Consider the following 19359-nt stretch of genomic DNA (forward strand, 5'->3'; position numbering starts at 1 on the left):
TAATCGGTAATCACTAGTGTGATTGGGATCTTCTGTTTCCCTTTCGTAATACAACCTATATAATAGACACTGTGAAAAAATGAACCTACATAAATAGCAAATAAGGGAGAGAATAATATGACTACAATTGGAATTGATTTAGGGACTTCTAACAGCCTTGTTGCTTATTGGTCAGAAGATGGACCGAAAATCATCCCTAACGTATTAGGCAAAAACCTTACCCCATCTATTGTTAGTGTGGATGACAACGGTGAGATTTTAGTTGGGGATGTTGCTAAGGAACGTCTAATTACTCACCCCAACCTTACCGTTTCCACGTTTAAACGACATATGGGTACAAACAAAAACTACATTCTTGGATCGCATCGATTCTCACCGGAAGAATTATCTTCATTTGTTTTACAATCACTTAAAAAAGACGCCGAAGCTGCGTTAAATGAGGAGATTACAAGCGCTGTTATAAGCGTTCCTGCTTATTTTAATGACCGGCAGCGCAAAGCTACGAAGCGTGCCGCTGAATTAGCGGGGCTAAAGGTAGAACGTTTAATTAGCGAACCAACGGCTGCAGCCATCGCTTACGGCTTTCACCAACATGAAGATGATACGAAGTTTCTTGTATTTGACTTAGGCGGTGGAACATTTGACGTCTCTATTCTAGAGCTTTTTGATGGCGTAATGGAAGTAAAATCAATTGCTGGGGACAACTTTTTAGGTGGAGAGGATTTTACAGAGCTTCTCATGAACTATTTCGTTAGCGTTGAAAAGATTGACCCAAATTCTCTTACTCCACAGCAGCTATCCGTCCTATTCAAACAAGCTGAACAGTGTAAACGTCAAATTGGGGAAATGAATCAAAGTGCTGAAATGAACCTACACCTTGAAGATCGCCTACATACTGTAACAATCCAGCGCTCACAGTTTGATAAGCTTACACAGCCTTTATTACTTCGCGTTCGCAATCCAATTGAACGTGCGCTTCGAGATGCCGATCTTCACGTAAGCGAAATCGATGCAGTTATTTTAATTGGAGGCGCAACGCGTATGCCAATGATTAAAAATACTGTAAGCAAAATGTTTGGAAAGCTTCCTTTCCTAACCATTCACCCGGATGAAGCCGTTGCGCTAGGCGCAGCCGTACAAGTTGCGTTAAAAGAGCGAAACGAAGCGGTAAGCGAGCTCATTCTAACAGACGTCTGTCCATATTCACTTGGCACAAGCATATCAAGACAAGTCGGATATGATCAGTATTCATCTGGTCATTTTCTACCGATTATTGAACGAAATTCACCTATTCCTATTAGTCGGGTAGAGCGCGTTAATACGATTTACGATGGGCAAAAATTCGTGCGAATCGATGTGTATCAAGGTGAAAGTCGAATGGTTGAGAATAACCTCAAACTTGGTGAATTCGATGTCGCCATTCCACCTGCACCTGCCGGACAAGAACAAATTGATATTCGCTATACGTATGACGTTAACGGTCTTCTAGAGGTTGAAGCAACGATCGTAAGTACTGGTGAAAAAAAGCACATGCTTATTGAGCAAAATGAAGGTGGATTAACGGCTTCGGAAATGGCAGAGCGTATGGAACGATTAAAAGATATTAAGGTTCATCCACGTGAACGCACGGAAAACCGTCTGTTACTTGCACGCGGTGAACGTCTATATGAAGAATCCTTAGGAGACAAAAGACACATTGTGGCACATGCAATTGAACGCTTTGAACAGGCACTTGCCACGCAGGATGACAAAACGATTCGCCATGCAGCAGTAGATTTTACAAAAGCATTAGATGAATTCGAAAGTTGGCAACCTGTATGAAGTCACCTTGGGATATTCTTGAAATTGAGCCAACAGACGATCTTTCGGTGATTAAAAAAGCTTACTCAAAGAAGCTGAAGGTGTATCATCCGGAAGACGATCCAGAAGGGTACCAAATGCTTCGAGAAGCGTACGATCAGGCATCCAAACAAGCAAAGCGGAAGAAAAAGCAACGCGTAGCGGTACCGGACATACCTGAGGAAGAAGTAAATGATCAATCTACTCGAAATATTGAAGAAGAACTAAACGATCAACCTATCCTAAACGTTGAAGAAGAAGAACAATTTGATATTCCTTCTCTCATTAAGCTACCATCCCATCAAAATTTAGAGTGGGATAAAGAGGATGCGATTGAGCAGTTCTTCGATAACGCAGAAGATCTTTACAATGACTTCCCTTCTCGTATTGAGGAGGAAAAGTGGCTAGAGCTATTAGATGACGATCTCCTTTGGGATATGGAGCTAAAGCAACGTATCAGTGAAGATCTGCTCATCTTTATTACGCAGCATTACACCTTACCAAAACACATTTGGCTGCTGCTAGAAAATCAGTTTGCATGGCGAGCGATGATGGAATCCGGAAATCATGGATTAGACCCTGAGTCTACAGCGAATTTCTTACGCTTTTATAAACAGCGAATTGGTATTTATCCAGCTCTTTCGTTTGAAGCAATTAAGTATGCCAACATTGATCATGATGAGTTTCTCTCTCAGCGTGAAGAAGCACTCGGTTACCTTTTAGCAAACGAATTAGACGAAGCACTGCTCTCGATTGAACGTGCAGAAGCACTATTTGCAGACGATCCTGACCTTCTCCGGATTAAAGCAGATACGTTGTTTAAGCTTGGCATTGTTACAGAGTCCATTGCTTTGTGGAAGAAATATCTCACGCTTCGACCAAACGATATAGATGCCAAAATGTTTTTAGCCCGTGCGCTGTATACTCAAAAAATGTTTAGCGAAGCACAAGACCTATGTGACGAGCTTCTAGCCTCTCATCCTGAGCATACAGGGGCAATTAGCTTAAAGGGAAAAATCCTTCTAAAAGAAGGACGACTTGAGGAATCAAGACAGCAGTTCAAGGATCTCAAGAGACTTGTTCCATATGATGCGGAAGCTGTTACATACTTAAGTGAAATTCACCAACTAATGGGGACACCTGCATATCGAAAGAAGTATAAACACATTTTCCCAAAAGCATCCTTGCGTCGGGAACTGCAGGAAAAGAGTTTCATGAATAAGCTTGGTTCATTCATATTTAATCAGTTTCGACTTAGAACCCTTATCCCGATTATCCTTATTTTCGTTTTTTGGAACATGATTGGAATTGGTGGCAATGACTTCACAAGCGATGTACCACGGTGGGCTCTCATTATGGGGTCTATTACTTTTTTATTGACGGACCCCACTGCCGAACCTTTCTCAATCACGATTCCGACAGTTCTATTGTTTCTTTTAATCATACTATGTATGGTCAAAATTTTAAGAGAATGGAGACATCTCATTCGCGCCATGAAATAAAAAGGAGGAGAATCGAGTCATGCATAAACAACAAAGACGATTTATTTCCGCTCTTGCCTCCACTCGTTTTTATGGGCACGGCGCTTATTATTCAATGGTGAGATACACGACAAGCAGGAGATCAAACGGCCTGTCTAAGCGAGTATCCAAAAAAAACCTTGAATCCATTAACGTGGTTGACAACGAAAGTGCTCATCAAATGTTAAGCTGGATGGTGGAAACTGGTTCTCGCACTGAGTTTTATCGAATTCAAAACCTTTTATTGTTGCTTTCCAAAGAGGAACAGGACGCCCATATTGACTCCTTGACAGATGAACCACTAATCGTAAAGTTTCGAGTCGCTCAAGCATATCTTCATCGATTACCGGATGGTGGCGATGCGAACATTGGTGCGTTTGATTATGCTGGCTGTGTTCTATTTGCAGATATGGCACATCAAGTCGGTTATCTTTCAAAACAAGAAGCAGCTTACTATGAACGGTTATCCGCTCAAAAATCACAGGAGCATTACCAGAATTGGCAAGAGTATATTACCTCCGTCACCGCCGGAGTTCACTTTTCTCAGCTCAACGAGGAGCATCTACAGAGGCTGATTAGTTATCAGGAACATTACCTTGTTCGATCACTCGTTTCAAAAACAAGTCCATTAAGAAAAGTTGATTGGAATACGGAAATAAGTTAAAAAAATCAAAAAAGAGGAGCTAAATGCCCCTCTTTTTTTTATGCATGAAAATTAGTACCGTCTGTTGTTGCTTTGATGACTCCTGTGCGAATCACGAAATCACCAAAATGCTCTCCGTCTTGACGCTCTTTCGCATAGCTTGCAAGTAGACCACGAAGCTCGGTTAGAATCTCCTCTTCCCCGATGTTTTCACGATACATCTTGCTTAGACGACTGCCATCAAACGCTGCTCCAAGATACATGTTGTACTTTCCTGGTGCCTTTCCGATAAATCCAATCTCAGCAAGCGCATGTCGAGCACATCCATTCGGACAACCCGTCATACGAATCGTGATTTCCTCATCACGCAGACCGTTCTCATCAACGATTTCTTCGATTTTATCAATTAGCTTTGGAAGATAGCGTTCTGCTTCTGCCATTGCTAATCCACACGTTGGCAGTGATACACATGCCATTGAGCTACGGCGTAGGGCGGAGTAATTTTTTCCGTCGGTTAACCCGTATTCCTCAATTAGTGCATTGATCGCTTTCTTTTTCTGACTAGATACATTGGCGATGATTAGGTTTTGATTAGCCGTTAAGCGATAATCTCCCTTATGGACTTTTGCAATTTCGCGCAGTCCCGTCATCAGCTTATATCCGTCGTAGTCTGTCACGCGTCCACCCTCTACGAAAAGAGTGAAGTGCCATTTGCCGTTTGAGCCCTTTACCCATCCATAACGGTCACCGTTATGTGTGAAGTTGTATTCTCGTGCTTCTTCTAGGCCCCAGCCAAGACGATTTTCGAGTTCAGCTTTCACATTTTCAAGTCCTAGGCGATCAACCGTATATTTGAAACGCGCATTTTTACGTACAGAACGGTTTCCATAATCACGTTGAATCGTAATTACTTTCTCCGCAAGATCAAGGATCTGCTCAGGCTTACAGAAGCCAATGACTTTTGCCACCTGAGGATACGTTTCAGTATCACCGTGCGTCATTCCCATACCGCCACCGATTGCAACATTGAACCCAACAAGCTTGCCGTCTTCTACTACCGCAATAAATCCTAAGTCTTGTGAGAATACATCAATATCGTTGGAAGGTGGAACCGCGATCCCAATTTTAAATTTACGAGGCAAGTAAAGAGCTCCGTACATTGGCTCTACTTCCACATCCGGTGTTCCTTCGATCTTCTCCTCATCTAACCATAGTTCATGATACGCACGCGTGCGAGGAAGTAAGTAATCACTCAATTTTTTCGACCACTCATACACTTCACCATGGACGTCTGATTGATCAGGATTCGGGTTACACATGACGTTACGGTTTACGTCACCACAAGCCGCAATCGTATCTAAAAGAGACGCATGAATTTCTTGAATCGTCTTTTTCATATGCCATTTTAAAATACCGTGCATTTGGAACGTTTGACGAGTCGTTAGTTTCAGTGTTCCATTTCCATACTTTTGTGCTAGTTCATCCATGACTAGCCATTGCTCAGGTGTTGCGACTCCACCTGCCATACGAACGCGAAGCATAAATTGATAGGCTGGCTCTAGCTTTTGTTTTTGACGCTCGTTACGTAGATCACGATTGTCTTGCAAATAGCTTCCGTGGAATTTCATCAGGCGATTATCATCTTCTGAAATACCTGAACTGATTGGCTCAAGCATAGATTCTGCAAGCGTTCCGCGCAAGTAATTACTTCGCTCTTTAATTTCCTCCACATCACTTGGAGGGCCATCTGGTGCTTTTAACTTTGTGTTTACCATCTATAAAAACTCCTTTCCGTCAAACAGTTAGTGCATCAAGAGTATGATCAATATACATCACGCTGATAGCGTTTCGTTTGCTGCATATTCGCAAGGTATGCTTCCGCCTTTTCGTGGCTCATATTACCTTCTTGTTCAATGATTGTGAGAAGCGTTTCTTGAACATCGTGGGCCATATTCTTTTCGTCTCCGCAAATGTACACAGCCGCTCCTTCTTCTAACCAAGCAAACAGCTCCTTGCTCTTTTGAAGCATACGGTGCTGAACATAGACCTTTTCATCCGTATCACGAGAGAACGCAACGTCCATTTTCGTTAATACGCCTTCTTTGATCCATTTTTGCCATTCTGTTTGATATAAGAAATCCGTCACAAAGTGCTGATCCCCAAAGAATAGCCATGACTTTCCTTCGGCTCCTGATTCTTCTCGCTCCTGCATAAACGCACGGAATGGCGCAATGCCAGTTCCTGGTCCTACCATAATAATTGGGGTATCCGCATTTTCAGGAAGCTTGAAGTTTTGATTGTGCTGAATGTACACAGGAATCGTATCGCCCGGCTGCAGGCGTTCAGATGCTAGAACAGAACAAACACCTTTGCGCTCACGTCCATGTGCCGTGTAGCGTACAGCTCCAATCGTTAAATGAACCTCTTCAGGATTTGCTTCTAAACTACTCGCAATGGAATAGAGTCTTGCAGGCATCTTACGAAGAATCGAGACAAATTCCTGTGCGGACCCTTTCCAAGGACCGTAATCACGCAGCAAGTCGACGAAATCGCGTCCATTTATATAAGCCTTTAAGCTCTCTTCATTACCTTTTGCTACAAGCTCGGCTGTAGCCTCACTTTCAAGATAAGCGACAGCTTTTTCTAGCACGGGCTTCGTTAACGCTGTAATTTCAAAAGAAGATGTTAACGCGTCTTTTAACGTCGCACTCTCCCCTTGTTTGTTGATCACTACCTTATCGTCTGCGCTCCAGTTCCCTGCTTGCAGTAAAAGTTCGACTAGCTCCGGATCGTTCGTTGGGTAGATCCCTAAGCTGTCTCCTGGCTGATACTGAATCCCTGAACCTTCAAGAGACAGTTCTAAGTGACGCGTTTCCTTATTCGAGCCGCGTCCGTTCAAATTTAAGTTCTCAAGCACTTCTGCTTGAAAAGGATTTGTGCGTGAGTAAGAAGATGTTGCTGATGTTTGCGTCGTTTCTTGCACAGAAACCGTCGCACTGCTTTGACCCTCACTAAGTCCATCAAGCACACCCTGTAACCACTCAGATGCAGGTTCGTCGTAGTCTAAATCACAGTCGACGCGATTATATAAGCGCTCAGCACCTAGCTCAGCAAGACGCTCATCAAATTCTTTTCCTGTTTGACAGAAAAACTCATATGAACTGTCTCCTAAAGATAAAACCGAGTAACGAAGAGACTCAAGCTTCGGTGCTCTTCTGCCATGTAAAAATTCATGGAACGAAAGCGCATTATCAGGCGGGTCTCCCTCGCCGTGCGTGCTGACGACAATTAAAAGGTTCTCAAGTTTCTTTAAGGTATTGGGCTTAAAATCATTCATTGAAGAAAGAGTTACGTTAAACCCTTTTTCCTCTAGCTTTTTACCCGCATTTGTCGCAAGGCTCTGTGAATTGCCCGTTTGCGATCCGTACAAAACGGTTACGTCTTTTGATACAGCTTGTGTCTGTGGTGCAGGTGTTGGCGCTGTAGCCGCTTCCCCTTTCCCCTGAATAGCTGCTAAGTAGCCGCTTAGCCATATTTTTTGTGATTCCGTTAATGTTGGCAAAAGACGATTAAGAAGTTCTGCCTGCTCCTCATTAAATGGACTGTTCATAACTTGAAATTGCAACGATATCCACCTCTCAACAAAATCTCAACGATTCGTTATTCTCTTTATATACAAGGATGGTCGTTCCCCGTCCTTGTATTCCAATCTCCTAAAATTTTTCTCAATTCTATTTTCCCTATAAATTAAGTTGGTTTTTAGAAGATGAAATATTAAAAAAGTTTCTAATTCTTACTTTACCCAAAATGAACGCATTAGTAAAATAAATATAACTTATTATAACTATTAAGATTATTAATAATAAGGAGGGTCTCTAGTTGTACTATGATGAGTTAAAAACGTTTGTTACGCTTGCGGAAGTAAAGAACTTCACGAAAACAGCGAAGCTACTCATGATTTCTCAGCCAAGCGTGAGTTCTCATATAAAAAATCTCGAAAAAGAATTTCAAACAAAGCTGTTTGAGCGTTCACCAAAAGTATTAAAAATTACGCCTACAGGGGAAATTTTATACGAGCGTGCAAAGCAAATGATTATGATTTATGACCAGACTCGTCAAGAAATACTCGAGCATCATCATTCGATCAAGGGTGAATTAAAAATTGGTGCTAGTTTTACGATTGGTGAATATATCTTACCTTCTCTTCTACGGGATCTTCAGGATCACTATCCTGAGCTTGAACTTCAGGCCGTAATCGGAAACACGGAAGAAGTGATTCAGTATGTACGTCGCTTTGAAGTAGATATTGGGCTAATTGAGGGTCAGACTAATGAAAAAACGCTCTCTGTTCATCCCTTTATGCAGGACGAGCTTTTTATCACAGCTTCTACACAGCACCCTCTCGTACAGAAAGAAGAAATTACAGTAGCGGAGCTTCAAAATCAGTCGTGGATTACCCGTGAAGTCGGTTCAGGAACGAGGGAATATCTTAATCATGTTATTCGTTCAAATGGCTTAAAAGTAAAGTCACTGCTGACCATTAGCAGCAATCAAGGTATTAAGGAGTCACTCATTAGCGGAATGGGTCTGTCGCTTCTCTCGAAATATGTCATTGAGCGCGATGTGCGACAGAACAACCTATCTGTCGTAAAATTAAAGGATTATTCGTTTACTCGCACTCTATCTTACCTTTATGCGCCCATCATGGAACAAAAAAAGAGCGTAAAGATGTTTATTGAACTACTAGAAAAGAATGAGCGGAGCGAATAGACGTCCGTTTGCTGTTTATTCACAAGAATTTTGGAGAAACATATATAATGGACTTATCATCAGGTTTTTATTTTACATAATTGAGGTGCGTAACGATGCAATCAAAGAAACAACTACTTTTAGGTATTTTATATCTCGTCATTGTCTTGGCGGTTTACCTGTTCCACTTGCCACTAAGGGCTGCTTTCATTATTTTAGGAATTGTGGTGCTTGTTGATCTTCTTCTATCTATTGGAGAGAGAAACAAATTCAAAATCATTATGAATGCCATTACGCTTGTCGTGTTGGTTACAGGAGCAATTCTTCTGTAAGAAAAAAATCCCGTGCTCGTTATGCGACGAGCACGGGATTTTTATTAAAATACTTTTGCTTCTGATGCTGCTTTTTCAAGACCTGCTTCGACAATTTCACCCGCACGGTCTGGAAATTGATTATGTCCTTCAATAATGACACTGTTTAAGTTCGTAATACCGAAGAATGTCATAACATTGCTTACATAGTTTACAGCCATTTCAACTGACGCTGCAGGACCTTCTGAATAAACGCCACCACGCGCATTAAGAAGCATCACTTTTTTGTCACCAAGTAGTCCTACAGGACCTTCTTGTGTGTATTTGAACGTTTTCCCTGCTTGACTTAAATAATCTAAGTATGTGTGTAGTACGGCAGGTACTGTGAAGTTCCAAAGTGGGAATGCAAGTACGACTTTATCTGCTGCTACGAATTGATCTAAGTAGCGGTTTGCAACGTTTGCTGCATGTTGTTCTACTTCTGTTACGTCCATTCCGCGTCCAAGCTTAAATTGACCGTTAATTGTATCGGCATTTAAGTATGGAAGCTCTTCGTTGAATAGATCTAGCTCAACGACTTCCTCAGTTGGATGTGATTGTTTGTAGCTATTTAAAAAAGCTTCATATAGCTTTACTGTTGTTGATTCAGCTGATGTTCGGTTGTTTGCTTTTACAAAAAGAGTATAACTCATAATATGACCTCCACAAAGTTGTTTACAGTCATATATTACTCCCTTTTCACGCTCACTTCGAACGGCTTTGGTCTGAACTTATCTCAGACTTTAGACTGAGACGAGACCTCCATCTCCCAGCGCTCCTGCTCCGTCTTTTTCAACTGATCCTCTGTTTCTTGTGGGTGCACGATGCGAAATTTATGGTGGTCTTTCGGGATAACCTCAATCATTTTATAAATCATATCCTCAGGGTCAAACTGATCCTGTAACCCTTCTTCCTGCTTTTTCATCGATTCTCTGCTCGTCAAATGATGTTCTTCATCATACCATTTGTATTTTTCTTCTGCCGCACGATCATTAAAGCCCGTCTTATAAGCGCCAGGATTAATAGTGGCAACCTGCACATCAAATTCCTCTAGCTCGTTCTTTAGCGTCTGAGCAATTCCTTCGATCGCATGTTTCGTTGCCGTATAAGGCCCAACATACGGAGTAGCCGAGATTCCTGCCATTGAGCTCATAAAGATAATTTTCCCGCTGCGTTTCTTCATAAATTGTTGTGCTGCGAGCTGTACCGTTTCAAGTGTGGCAAATACATTCACCTCAAAAAGAGCGCGGAACCGGTCCATCGGCACTTCTGCAAGAGGTCCTCCTTCATTAATCGCAGCATTGGCAACAAATATATCAAAATCATATGCTAAGATCTGTTTGCGATCGCGTTCATTTGTGATATCCAGCTTAAATACTTCCACGTCTAGTCCCTTTTCCTCTACCTCTCTCAGTAAATCCGTTTTTTGTGCAGTCAGCTCCGTCGTTGCGATGATTCGGTGCCCCTGTTCCGCAAGACCAATCGCAGCTCCGCGGGCTAGTCCTGTTCCAGCTCCAGTAAAAAAGATTGTTTTTCCCATTGTAATCCCTCCAGGTAATTTAGCTTATGCTCGATTTTTCCCCATTGAGTTATTGCGCTAAACAATATAAGAGGTTTTTGACCTTTTTAAAAAAGTAACCCTTCTATCAGTTTTTTTCGTAAAAGCAACTTTTTTCACACCCTAAAAAAGTGCTGAACATTACTAAAAAGGTTGCTATAGACCCACTCAGCCACCGCTTGATAGTATAAAAGTAAATCATTTTCAAAGGAGCGTGAAACTAGTGAAAAATAACTCTGCTCGTATTGCCTTTTTGTCCGTAATCAGTAACAGCACTGTCGTCGTGTTAAAACTAATCGTAGGATTACTGACCGGTTCAGTTGCTGTTTTATCAGAAGCCATCCACTCTTCGCTCGATTTACTTGCTTCGTTAATTGCCTTCATTTCTGTTCGTATCTCTGGAAAACCTGCCGATAAACAACACCCTTACGGCCACGGGAAAGTAGAAAATATCTCCGGAACCATCGAAACGTTACTAATCTATGTCGCAGGGATATGGATTATTTACGAGTGTGTTCATAAGCTCATTGCGCCTGAACCTCTTAAACTTCCATGGCTCGGTATTGCAGTAATGTTTGTTGGTGCTCTTATTAATTTCATCGTATCTAGAGTTGTGAATAAAGAAGCAGAACGAGTGAACTCTGTCGCAATGAAATCAAATGCATTTCACTTATTAACCGATGTGTATACATCTCTTGGTGTTGCAGGGAGTTTAATCCTTGTTTCTCTTACAAAGTGGACGTTCTTAGATCCTATTATTGGTATTGTATTAGCACTTTATATTATGTTTGAAGCGACTAAATTGATGAAGGAAGCCTTCCCTCCTCTATTAGATGCTCGTTTAACAAAAGACGAGGAAGCCACTATTTTAAAAGCGATTGAATCATTTAAACACGAATATATTGAAGTGCACGATTTCAAAACGAGAAGAGCCGGATCTGAACAATATATTGATTTTCACCTCGTTGTACCTTCCCACCACAGCATTGAACGTATTCATGAGTTATGTGATCGAATTGAGGAAAAAATTCAGCGTCATTTTGAAAATGCCTCTATAATGATTCACCCTGAGCCTGAAGGGCATCAGTTGAAGAAAAGTCAGTAGGAACAGAGAACCGTTCATAAAACAATAAAACCCAAGAGGAGATTTTTGTCCTCTTGGGTTTTATTATGAAAACACCGTAATAAGAAATGCCGCAATACCTGCTAGATAATAGACCGCGGCAATAGCTAGTCCACCTGTTAATAATGTAAAAACACTTACCCCAATCGCAATTTTCGTTTTCATTCTCCGACACATCCTCTGATTGAATTAATAGTATAAGTATGTCCAAGAATGAGAGATTTATAACTATCATCTGCTAAAAATTTATGAGATCGTCCTACCGTTCTAAAATTAGCTATGCGGTCATACGCTGTTAGGAAGTTCGGATATGTTTGAAATGGGGGATGACAAATGGTAGCCGTACATTTTTTTGAAAATAAAACGCTCTTACTGAGTCAACTGCGACAAAATGTCCCTGCTACGGGAGAAGAGTTAAAAATTAAAGGGAAAAAGGCAAAGGTGCTTCTTGTAACAGACGTTGATGATGCAAACGTTCATATACAAGTAGCAGTGGAGAAAATTGTGAAGAAAAATCCTGTGGATGAAGCAAAGAAAAAACGCCGATAACGCACAGAACACCTCCAAACAGATGGAGGTGTTTTTTACATAAAAAAAGCACTCTACTGACCTGCAATAGAATGCTTCTACTTTTTATCCTCTATATTGTACCGTTAGACCACGAATGAACTTTCTCGCAAAGTTATCGCCACACTCTTTGTAATTTTTATGACCTTCTTTTCGTAATAAAGCACCAAGCTCACCCTTAGATACCGCAATACCACCGTCATCAAATATATCAAGCATATCTTCGCTCGTAAGGGACAGCGCAATCTTTACTTTCTTTAAGATGCGGTTATTCATGTTCACCGTATTTTTAACCGGTGGCTCTGGTTTCACCACTTGTCCTGGCTTTGGCTCCTGCTTTCCACGTTTAAATGTAATAAGACCATTTAAAAATGAATCGAGCATGATGTTATCACACGTAATGCGATCATCGTGTGCCGACAAATCCTCGTCACTGTCATAGCTCTCAGGCGACTTTGTTAAAATCTTGAACAGCTCTTCCTTTGTTACCTCTACTCCACCAAGCTTAAACATTTCAATCATATCTGTATTTTTAATATCCAGCGCATAGCGCAAGCGAATTAAAACATCGTTATTATCCATTTATAACTCTCCTATAACTTGTTGATTTATCCATAGTTTTGGTTAGTTTTTGTCAAACTAAACGCCAATTACGTTCTTCCGCACAAAAAGAAAAAGGCGATTACATCTTTTTCATTTATAAACCAAAATGAAAAAGTATCAGCCTTATCTACTGCTCATTATATCAAACTGTTCGTAGAGAACGAAGAATAATTTTATCGAAGAAGGTGAAATACCCTTATAAAATTTCTTAATGGATCAGGTTTCAAAGCATTCTTTTAAAGGTAAATTTTTGAAAGAACTGTTTTTACATGATACCCTTAAGAAAACCCACCTTTGCATCGCAAAAAGGTTTTTCCTCGATTTTAGCGTTACGAAACTATCAATAAGGAGAATCACAATGATCCAACTAACGAAAAAAGGACAATCAATTAACCTCTCAAAAGACACACATACCTCTCTAGGCGAAATTTCAGTAAATTTAAACTGGAATCAAAAATCAAGCTCTGGTGGCTTTTTTAAAGCTTTGCTGGGCGGAAACAAAAGCGCTGATCTTGATCTCGGATGCTTATATGAGATGCAGGACGGACGACGTGGCTGCGTGCAAGCACTCGGAAATGCCTTCGGAAACCTACAAGGAGATCCATACATACAGCTAGATCACGATGATCGTACAGGAGCATCAACAAACGGAGAAAACCTTCGTATTAACGGAGATAAACTAACGGATATTAAGCGAATCCTCGTTTATACCTTTATTTATGAAGGTGCTGCCAACTGGAATGAAGTTGGTGGCGTTGTAACGCTGAAGTATAAAAACGGAGAAGACATCGTCGTGAACATGGACGAGCATCGTAATGGAAAAATCATGTGCGCTATTGCCATGATCGAAAATGTCCAAAACCAAACGTTTAACGTTAAACGTCTTGTTGAATATTTTGACGGCCATCAGCAGATGGACAAAGCCTATAAATGGGGCATGCAGTGGACAGCTGGGCGAAAATAATAAAAGAAGGGCCTTTTATAGGTCCTTCTTTTGTTAGTAGTCTAGAAATTACTTTGGCATATACTCACGATTAAAATCAGCTGTTACCAAACGGATAGTCTTGTTCATGTATCGTTCTCATGTGTAATAAATTGAAGATCGCGAACTCCCTTTACCTTGGCGTTTTGATCTAGACTTTCGAGCTTTTCTTTGTTCTATCTATTTGTGGCAAAAGTGTTTACTTAAATCATTTACTCAAAAGCTTAACTGAGCCTAATTCTTAAAGGTAACGTGATCCAAATACAGCCCTTCTGCTTCAGCCATTCTTCCTGTCTGAATACGCTCTTTAGATGCTAAAATGCTTGGAATACTAGCAGCGTCTACATTCCCTACGCCTACTTCAATTAACGTACCTACAATTTTTCGTACCATGTTATATAAGAAGCCGTTTCCGCAAACCTTGATCTCAATAAAGCCATCATTTCTTTCAATCGTTAAGGAATAGATTTCACGCACCATCGACTTTTTCTTCGACTTAGCGTTTGAATACGAAGTAAAATCATGCTCACCGAGAAAATACTTGGCAGCCTCCCTCATCTTTTTAAAATCAAGCTGCTCTGGAACGTGCATGCTATATTTTCTCATGAACGGATGCGTGTATTTCTTATTCCAAATTTTATAGGAATACGTCTTCTCTTCCGCATTATAGCGAGCATGGAAACGATCATGAACCATCTCGACCCTTACAACGCTAATATCATTTGGAAGATAGTGATTTAAATAGTCCATTACTTCTTCCGTCGTCACATTTTTCTTCATTTTAAAATTTGCTACTTGAGCGAGCGCATGAACACCGGCATCTGTTCGTCCAGATCCAATAATTTCAATCTTCTCTCCCGCAAGTTCTGTTAACACATTCTCAATTTTACCCTGAATCGTACTATCACTATTTCCAAGACGCTGCCAGCCTTTGTAGCGAGCACCATCGTATTGAATCGTTAATTTATAGTTGTTCATGTGTTCTCCTTTTTAGTGAATTCTTCTTATATAGATTACCAGAGAGTAGAGATCTGTGAAATGCTTTTCACTCTTTCCATAACTGCTTCTATCAAAGGTTATTACTATTAATTATGGTCATTTTTCTGTAAAATAGAAACCGAATCTCCTATATGACATTTTTTTACACGTTTTCATATAGGAAGCGACAATACAGACGTTACGTAATATAAAAAATCTATACTGTTTAAAGGAGGCCATCATTATGGCATTATCATTGTCAAAAGGTCAAAAAGTCGATTTAACAAAAACAAATCCTGGTCTTACAAAAGTTCTCGTAGGACTTGGCTGGGATACAAACAGATACGATGGCGGAGGAGATTTTGATTTAGATGCCAGCGTGTTCCTTCTAGACTCTACGGGAAGATGTGCTTCTGAACGAGACTTTGTGTTCTATAACCAGCTTGAAGGTGGAAATGGTTCTGTTGTTCACACTGGAGATAATCGAACTGGTGAAGGTGACGGAGACGACGAGCAAATTAAAGTAGACTTAGCAAACGTGCCAGCAAGCGTTGAAAAAATTTCGTTCGTGATTACCATTCATGATGCGAATGAGCGCTCTCAAAACTTTGGTCAAGTATCCAACGCTTTCTGCCGAATTGTAAACGAAGCGACAAACGAAGAAGTTATTCGCTATGACCTAGGTGAAGATTTCTCCATTGAAACAGCGATCATCGCCGGTGACCTATACCGTCACAACGGCGAATGGAAGTTCTCAGCTGTAGGAGCTGGCTACCAAGGCGGATTGGGCCGTATTGCAACGGACTTTGGATTAGACGTTTAATTCTTTTTAAATGAGTTAATTAAATAGACTTAGCAACTAAAAAATAAGGATCCGATGACTGGTCCTTATTTTTTATGAATCGCGTTAGGCATGATTTTAGAGGTCAAACTCAAGGATTCTTTCCTCCAAAATATGTTACATTAGAAGATATCCATTCAGAAAGAAGGCTTTAACAATGATACCAACTACTATAGAAGAATTGGATCAAATAAAAAAAGAATGTACGAAGCTTGTAAACAAGCGAGCATCAGCCTCAGGTCTAGTCGCGGTTATTCCTGTTCCAGGTCTTGATGTAGGTGCAGATGTCGGGATTATGATGGAGCTAACGAGTAAAATTAATAAAAAGTTTGGATTATCAAGCGATCAAATTGACGAACTTGATACCGAAACAAAGCGTATTCTAATGATGATTATTAGCTCACTTGGTGCGGAACTAGCTGGAAAATTAATTACGAAAGAATTGGTCGTACAGCTTCTCAAAAAAGTGGGCGTTAAAGTAGCCACAAAAGCTTCTGTTAAGTTTGTCCCTATTATCGGACAAGCCGCCGCTGCAGGAATTAGCTTTGGAGCCATGAAGCTCCTCGGACGATCTCATGTGGAAGAATGCTATAAGATTTGTAAGAAGTATATTGAAGACCAACAGCAGGAACAGGTTTCTGAATTTGAGACGGTTTCTTCTAAATAATAAAAACAAGCGTAACCCCTCTGTGTTGAAACAAACATAGAGGGGTTTTTATTAACAAAATGCCCCCCTCTTCTTCTTTTTCAAAGGAAAGAGAACATTTTATAGCGAATAATTACATAGACTAATTTTAATTACGTAGACTACTATTTTATTTTCTAGTAAAAACCAAGGGGCTGTTATCTTTGAATATTGTCGATCTTGTTCAGTCACAGGTTATTGCATCCGTCAAAAGTGAAGCTGATATTGAGAAGGCGATCGCAAGTAATTGTGATACGGTTTTTCTTCTAACAGGGAATCTATTAAACATGCAAAATTACCTCGAACGACTCAAACGAGCAAAAAAACATATTTTTATTCACATTGATTTTATTGAAGGTCTTTCTAATACAAGAAGTGCTATTAAATACATTGCACAAATTTGGCAGCCAACAGGGATCATTACAACAAAGAACAGCCTTATTAAATTTGCAAAAGAGGAAAAGCTGATGACCATTCAGCGTATTTTCCTCATTGACCGCGCTGCCCTTCAAAAAGGGATTGAAATGTGCAAAACGTATAGTCCAGACGCGATTGAGATTTTACCTGGCTTAATGCCAAGTATTATTGATCAGCTTACAAGACAAATTAACCTACCGATTATTGCGGGTGGCTTAATTAGTACGAAAAATGATATTCTTCAGGGATTAGAAGCAGGCGCTTTGGCGATTTCGTCAGGTGATCCTTCGCTTTGGAATTTTGATATTTGACGTTGTTATTTTATGTATCTTATGTTATTATCTAAATAATCAGATATTTTATCATTACCGATCGTTGGGTAGAGATATGGAGAACCCTGTGATCTTTAAGTATATTACGAAACAAGTAGTATATTTGAAGATCGCAGGGTTTTTTCACGTGATTATATAATAATCTCTGACTTCAATCGTAGGAAAAGGCTGATAGGGTAATCTGATCTATGAAAAGGAAGGGATGGGAAGCAAATGGGAATGAGCAAGTCATACAGATGGGGGATTTATTTAGTGGTGCTCCTTTTAGCACTAGGGAATAGTGTACTATTTCCTGTTTCCAAGTCAGCAGCCGTTGAAAATACGGTGCCTCAGCTATTAATTACAGAAGTTATTCCGGACACGGATAACTATTCTAGCTATGATGCCTATGAATACGTGGAAATTTACAATAACAGTGACAAAGAGGTTAACCTTCAAGGATATCACCTAAAATCTAGTAGCTGGAACAAAATAATTGAGCAACCTGCCAAAATAGCTCCGTGGGATACGATGATTTTTTGGACGCAAAGACAAGAAATTCAGCCACTTTCATTAGAAGGCTTTAACCAATTTTACTTTTCTTCTTATAAAAGCAAACATCTTACTGAAGATCGTGTACAACGACTCGAAAACATTAGTGGATTGGTAAATAGCGGACAACAGACCGTATCCCTTACAGATCAGAATGGGAAAGAAATTGTTAAAGCCATTTATAAGGGTGAAAACGTTGTTGCCAATAAATCAATTACCTTCCGTCATCCACAAGATGGTAGTCGCACCATGCAAATCATTTCTGGTAATCAAACACCTACACCTGGTTGGATTTATCTTGATCAGGCTCCTCCTAGATCAAAAACAGATGATGTAGCACCCCAAACCCCTAGTAATATCAAGGCAACTGCCGGAAACGGTGAGATTTCATTAACATGGGACCAAAATGCAGAATCTGATCTTTACCGATATAACATATACCGAAACGATAAACTTGAATTTTCTGTACCTGCATCAAAACAAGAATTCACCCTGTCCCTACTTACTGGAAATGTCGATTATGATCTCCAAATGACCGCTGTTGATTATTCGGGAAATGAATCAGAAAAATCGCCTGTTTATACACTAAAACCTGGTCATCAGCTTATTACACAGGTAGAACGATCTCCAAACGATAAAAATCCAAACTACCAGTCACTTTGGAATATTAGCAGCGATGGTCCAATCATACCAGGACTGGCGCAAGATTTAGTACCTCAAGGACTTGGTTATTATAAGAAGAAGAATTGGTTGTTTACCATTAATTATTTGAATGACGGCAGACCTGGAACGCTATGTGTCATTGATGAAACGACCGAAAAATTAATTAAATCGGTTGAATTGTATAATCCAGACGGTACGCCGTACAGAGGCCACGCAGGTGGTGTAGCAGTAAGTAAAGAACATGTCTGGGTTTCTTCGGAAAATTACCTTTTCACATTAGATATTAATGATATTGTCAAGGCTCAAAATAATGACGAAGTTACGTTTACGGACCAAATTCCTGTTCCTGTTGAAGCAGCTTACGATGTGTACGACGATGATTATGGCATTCTGTGGGTAGGAGAATTCTACGAACCGAGCAGTTATCCTACAGATCCCACTCATCACTTAGTTAATCGAGGTGGTGAAATGCAGTATGCTTGGATGGTTGGATATAAAATTAAAAGCAGCACGGATATGCTTTCGACCGAACAATGGAACAAAGACTCTAATCAGCCTGCCACTCCTGATTATGTTTTATCGACAACAGGAAAAGTGCAAGGAGCGATTGTTCAAAAGAAAGGAATTTCATTAGTAACCTCTTATGGCCGTGCAAATGATAGTGTTTTATATCGTTATAATGACCCGCTAAAAGAAGAGCCACATCAGTACGTAAAAATAGGTGAAAAACAGGTTCCGCTATGGTTTTTAGATGGTGAAACAGCCAAGCCAGTAGAAAGCCTTGTTGCCATTCCTATGAAAGAAGGAGCGGTCTTAGTAAAGAAGAATCTATACGTCTCTTTTGAATCTGGCGCAAACAAGTACCGTTACACGGGCAAATACCCAACAGATCGCATGCTAAAAATTAATATGAAAACGTTAATGAAAGATGACCATGATCTAGAAAAAGAAGAGAAAAAGAACAATTAAATAGATTAC

18 protein-coding genes are annotated in these 19359 nt (G+C 40.3%); 12 read left to right on the forward strand and 6 right to left on the reverse strand.

All coding sequences use genetic code 11. The features are described from left to right. Positions 1-117 precede the first annotated feature (117 nt). From AMD01_RS19830 to AMD01_RS19840, 3 genes are read left to right on the forward strand one after another with little or no spacing between them, the layout of a single operon-like run. The gene (locus AMD01_RS19830) at positions 118-1821 is read left to right on the forward strand and encodes a molecular chaperone HscC (RefSeq protein WP_053403179.1); all 1704 of its coding nucleotides are present in this window, start codon (positions 118-120) and stop codon (positions 1819-1821) included. Beyond that, entirely contained in the window at positions 1818-3341 is a 1524-nt protein-coding gene (locus AMD01_RS19835) for a J domain-containing protein (RefSeq protein ID WP_053403180.1), read from the forward strand. Before AMD01_RS19830 ends, AMD01_RS19835 begins: the two co-directional genes overlap by 4 nt. A gap of 19 nt (positions 3342-3360) precedes the next feature. Next, positions 3361-4023, forward strand: a complete 663-nt coding sequence (locus AMD01_RS19840; protein ID WP_053403181.1) for a DUF1266 domain-containing protein — start codon at positions 3361-3363, stop codon at positions 4021-4023. A gap of 38 nt (positions 4024-4061) precedes the next feature. On the opposite strand, the gene cysI is transcribed toward AMD01_RS19840, so the two are convergent. Then, complete coding sequence (gene cysI, locus AMD01_RS19845; protein WP_053403182.1) at positions 4062-5777, reverse strand: assimilatory sulfite reductase (NADPH) hemoprotein subunit; 1716 nt, start codon at positions 5775-5777, stop codon at positions 4062-4064. Positions 5778-5824: 47 nt separating this feature from the next. Next, entirely contained in the window at positions 5825-7627 is a 1803-nt protein-coding gene (locus tag AMD01_RS19850; protein ID WP_053403183.1) for an assimilatory sulfite reductase (NADPH) flavoprotein subunit, read from the reverse strand. A 254-nt stretch (positions 7628-7881) separates the two neighbouring features. On the opposite strand from AMD01_RS19850, the gene AMD01_RS19855 reads away from it, so the two are divergent. Together AMD01_RS19855 and AMD01_RS19860 are read left to right on the forward strand one after the other, a co-directional pair. Continuing rightward, a complete protein-coding gene (locus AMD01_RS19855; RefSeq protein WP_053403184.1) occupies positions 7882-8772 on the forward strand; it encodes a LysR family transcriptional regulator in 891 nt (296 codons plus the stop codon). 95 nt (positions 8773-8867) lie between these two features. Continuing rightward, the gene (locus AMD01_RS19860; protein WP_053403185.1) at positions 8868-9083 is read left to right on the forward strand and encodes a hypothetical protein; all 216 of its coding nucleotides are present in this window, start codon (positions 8868-8870) and stop codon (positions 9081-9083) included. Between the two features lie 44 nt (positions 9084-9127). Here the strand turns inward: AMD01_RS19860 and AMD01_RS19865 are convergent, their stop codons facing one another. Together AMD01_RS19865 and AMD01_RS19870 are read right to left on the reverse strand one after the other, a co-directional pair. After that, positions 9128-9754 carry an FMN-dependent NADH-azoreductase gene (locus AMD01_RS19865; protein WP_053403186.1) on the reverse strand — a complete coding sequence of 209 codons (627 nt, stop codon included), beginning with the start codon at positions 9752-9754 and terminating at the stop codon, positions 9128-9130. Positions 9755-9837: 83 nt separating this feature from the next. Next, positions 9838-10641 carry an SDR family oxidoreductase gene (locus AMD01_RS19870; protein WP_053403187.1) on the reverse strand — a complete coding sequence of 268 codons (804 nt, stop codon included), beginning with the start codon at positions 10639-10641 and terminating at the stop codon, positions 9838-9840. 241 nt (positions 10642-10882) lie between these two features. On the opposite strand from AMD01_RS19870, the gene AMD01_RS19875 reads away from it, so the two are divergent. Together AMD01_RS19875 and AMD01_RS19880 are read left to right on the forward strand one after the other, a co-directional pair. Continuing rightward, complete coding sequence (locus tag AMD01_RS19875) at positions 10883-11764, forward strand: cation diffusion facilitator family transporter (protein ID WP_053403188.1); 882 nt, start codon at positions 10883-10885, stop codon at positions 11762-11764. 351 nt (positions 11765-12115) lie between these two features. Then, positions 12116-12331, forward strand: coding sequence for a hypothetical protein (locus AMD01_RS19880; RefSeq protein ID WP_053403189.1), 216 nt, complete (start codon positions 12116-12118; stop codon positions 12329-12331). A gap of 84 nt (positions 12332-12415) precedes the next feature. Here AMD01_RS19880 and AMD01_RS19885 read toward each other — a convergent pair whose 3' ends face one another. Further along, positions 12416-12931 carry a YehS family protein gene (locus AMD01_RS19885; RefSeq protein WP_053403190.1) on the reverse strand — a complete coding sequence of 172 codons (516 nt, stop codon included), beginning with the start codon at positions 12929-12931 and terminating at the stop codon, positions 12416-12418. Positions 12932-13310: 379 nt separating this feature from the next. On the opposite strand from AMD01_RS19885, the gene AMD01_RS19890 reads away from it, so the two are divergent. After that, entirely contained in the window at positions 13311-13916 is a 606-nt protein-coding gene (locus AMD01_RS19890; RefSeq protein ID WP_053403191.1) for a TerD family protein, read from the forward strand. Positions 13917-14168: 252 nt separating this feature from the next. On the opposite strand, the gene truA is transcribed toward AMD01_RS19890, so the two are convergent. Then, a complete protein-coding gene (gene truA / locus AMD01_RS19895; RefSeq protein WP_053403192.1) occupies positions 14169-14912 on the reverse strand; it encodes a tRNA pseudouridine(38-40) synthase TruA in 744 nt (247 codons plus the stop codon). 244 nt (positions 14913-15156) lie between these two features. Between truA and AMD01_RS19900 the strand changes: the two genes are divergently transcribed. The 4 genes from AMD01_RS19900 to AMD01_RS19915 all read left to right on the forward strand — a co-directional run bounded on the left by AMD01_RS19900 (position 15157) and on the right by AMD01_RS19915 (position 19350). Next, positions 15157-15735 carry a TerD family protein gene (locus AMD01_RS19900; protein ID WP_053403193.1) on the forward strand — a complete coding sequence of 193 codons (579 nt, stop codon included), beginning with the start codon at positions 15157-15159 and terminating at the stop codon, positions 15733-15735. A 175-nt stretch (positions 15736-15910) separates the two neighbouring features. Further along, on the forward strand, positions 15911-16420 hold the full coding sequence (locus AMD01_RS19905) for a hypothetical protein (RefSeq protein WP_053403194.1): 510 nt from the start codon (positions 15911-15913) through the stop codon (positions 16418-16420). Positions 16421-16602: 182 nt separating this feature from the next. Then, entirely contained in the window at positions 16603-17166 is a 564-nt protein-coding gene (locus AMD01_RS19910; RefSeq protein ID WP_053403195.1) for a glycerol-3-phosphate responsive antiterminator, read from the forward strand. A gap of 240 nt (positions 17167-17406) precedes the next feature. After that, complete coding sequence (locus AMD01_RS19915) at positions 17407-19350, forward strand: lamin tail domain-containing protein (RefSeq protein ID WP_053403247.1); 1944 nt, start codon at positions 17407-17409, stop codon at positions 19348-19350. Positions 19351-19359: the final 9 nt, after the last annotated feature.

The organism is Priestia koreensis (assembly GCF_001274935.1).
Lineage (GTDB): Bacteria > Bacillota > Bacilli > Bacillales > Bacillaceae_H > Bacillus_AG > Bacillus_AG koreensis.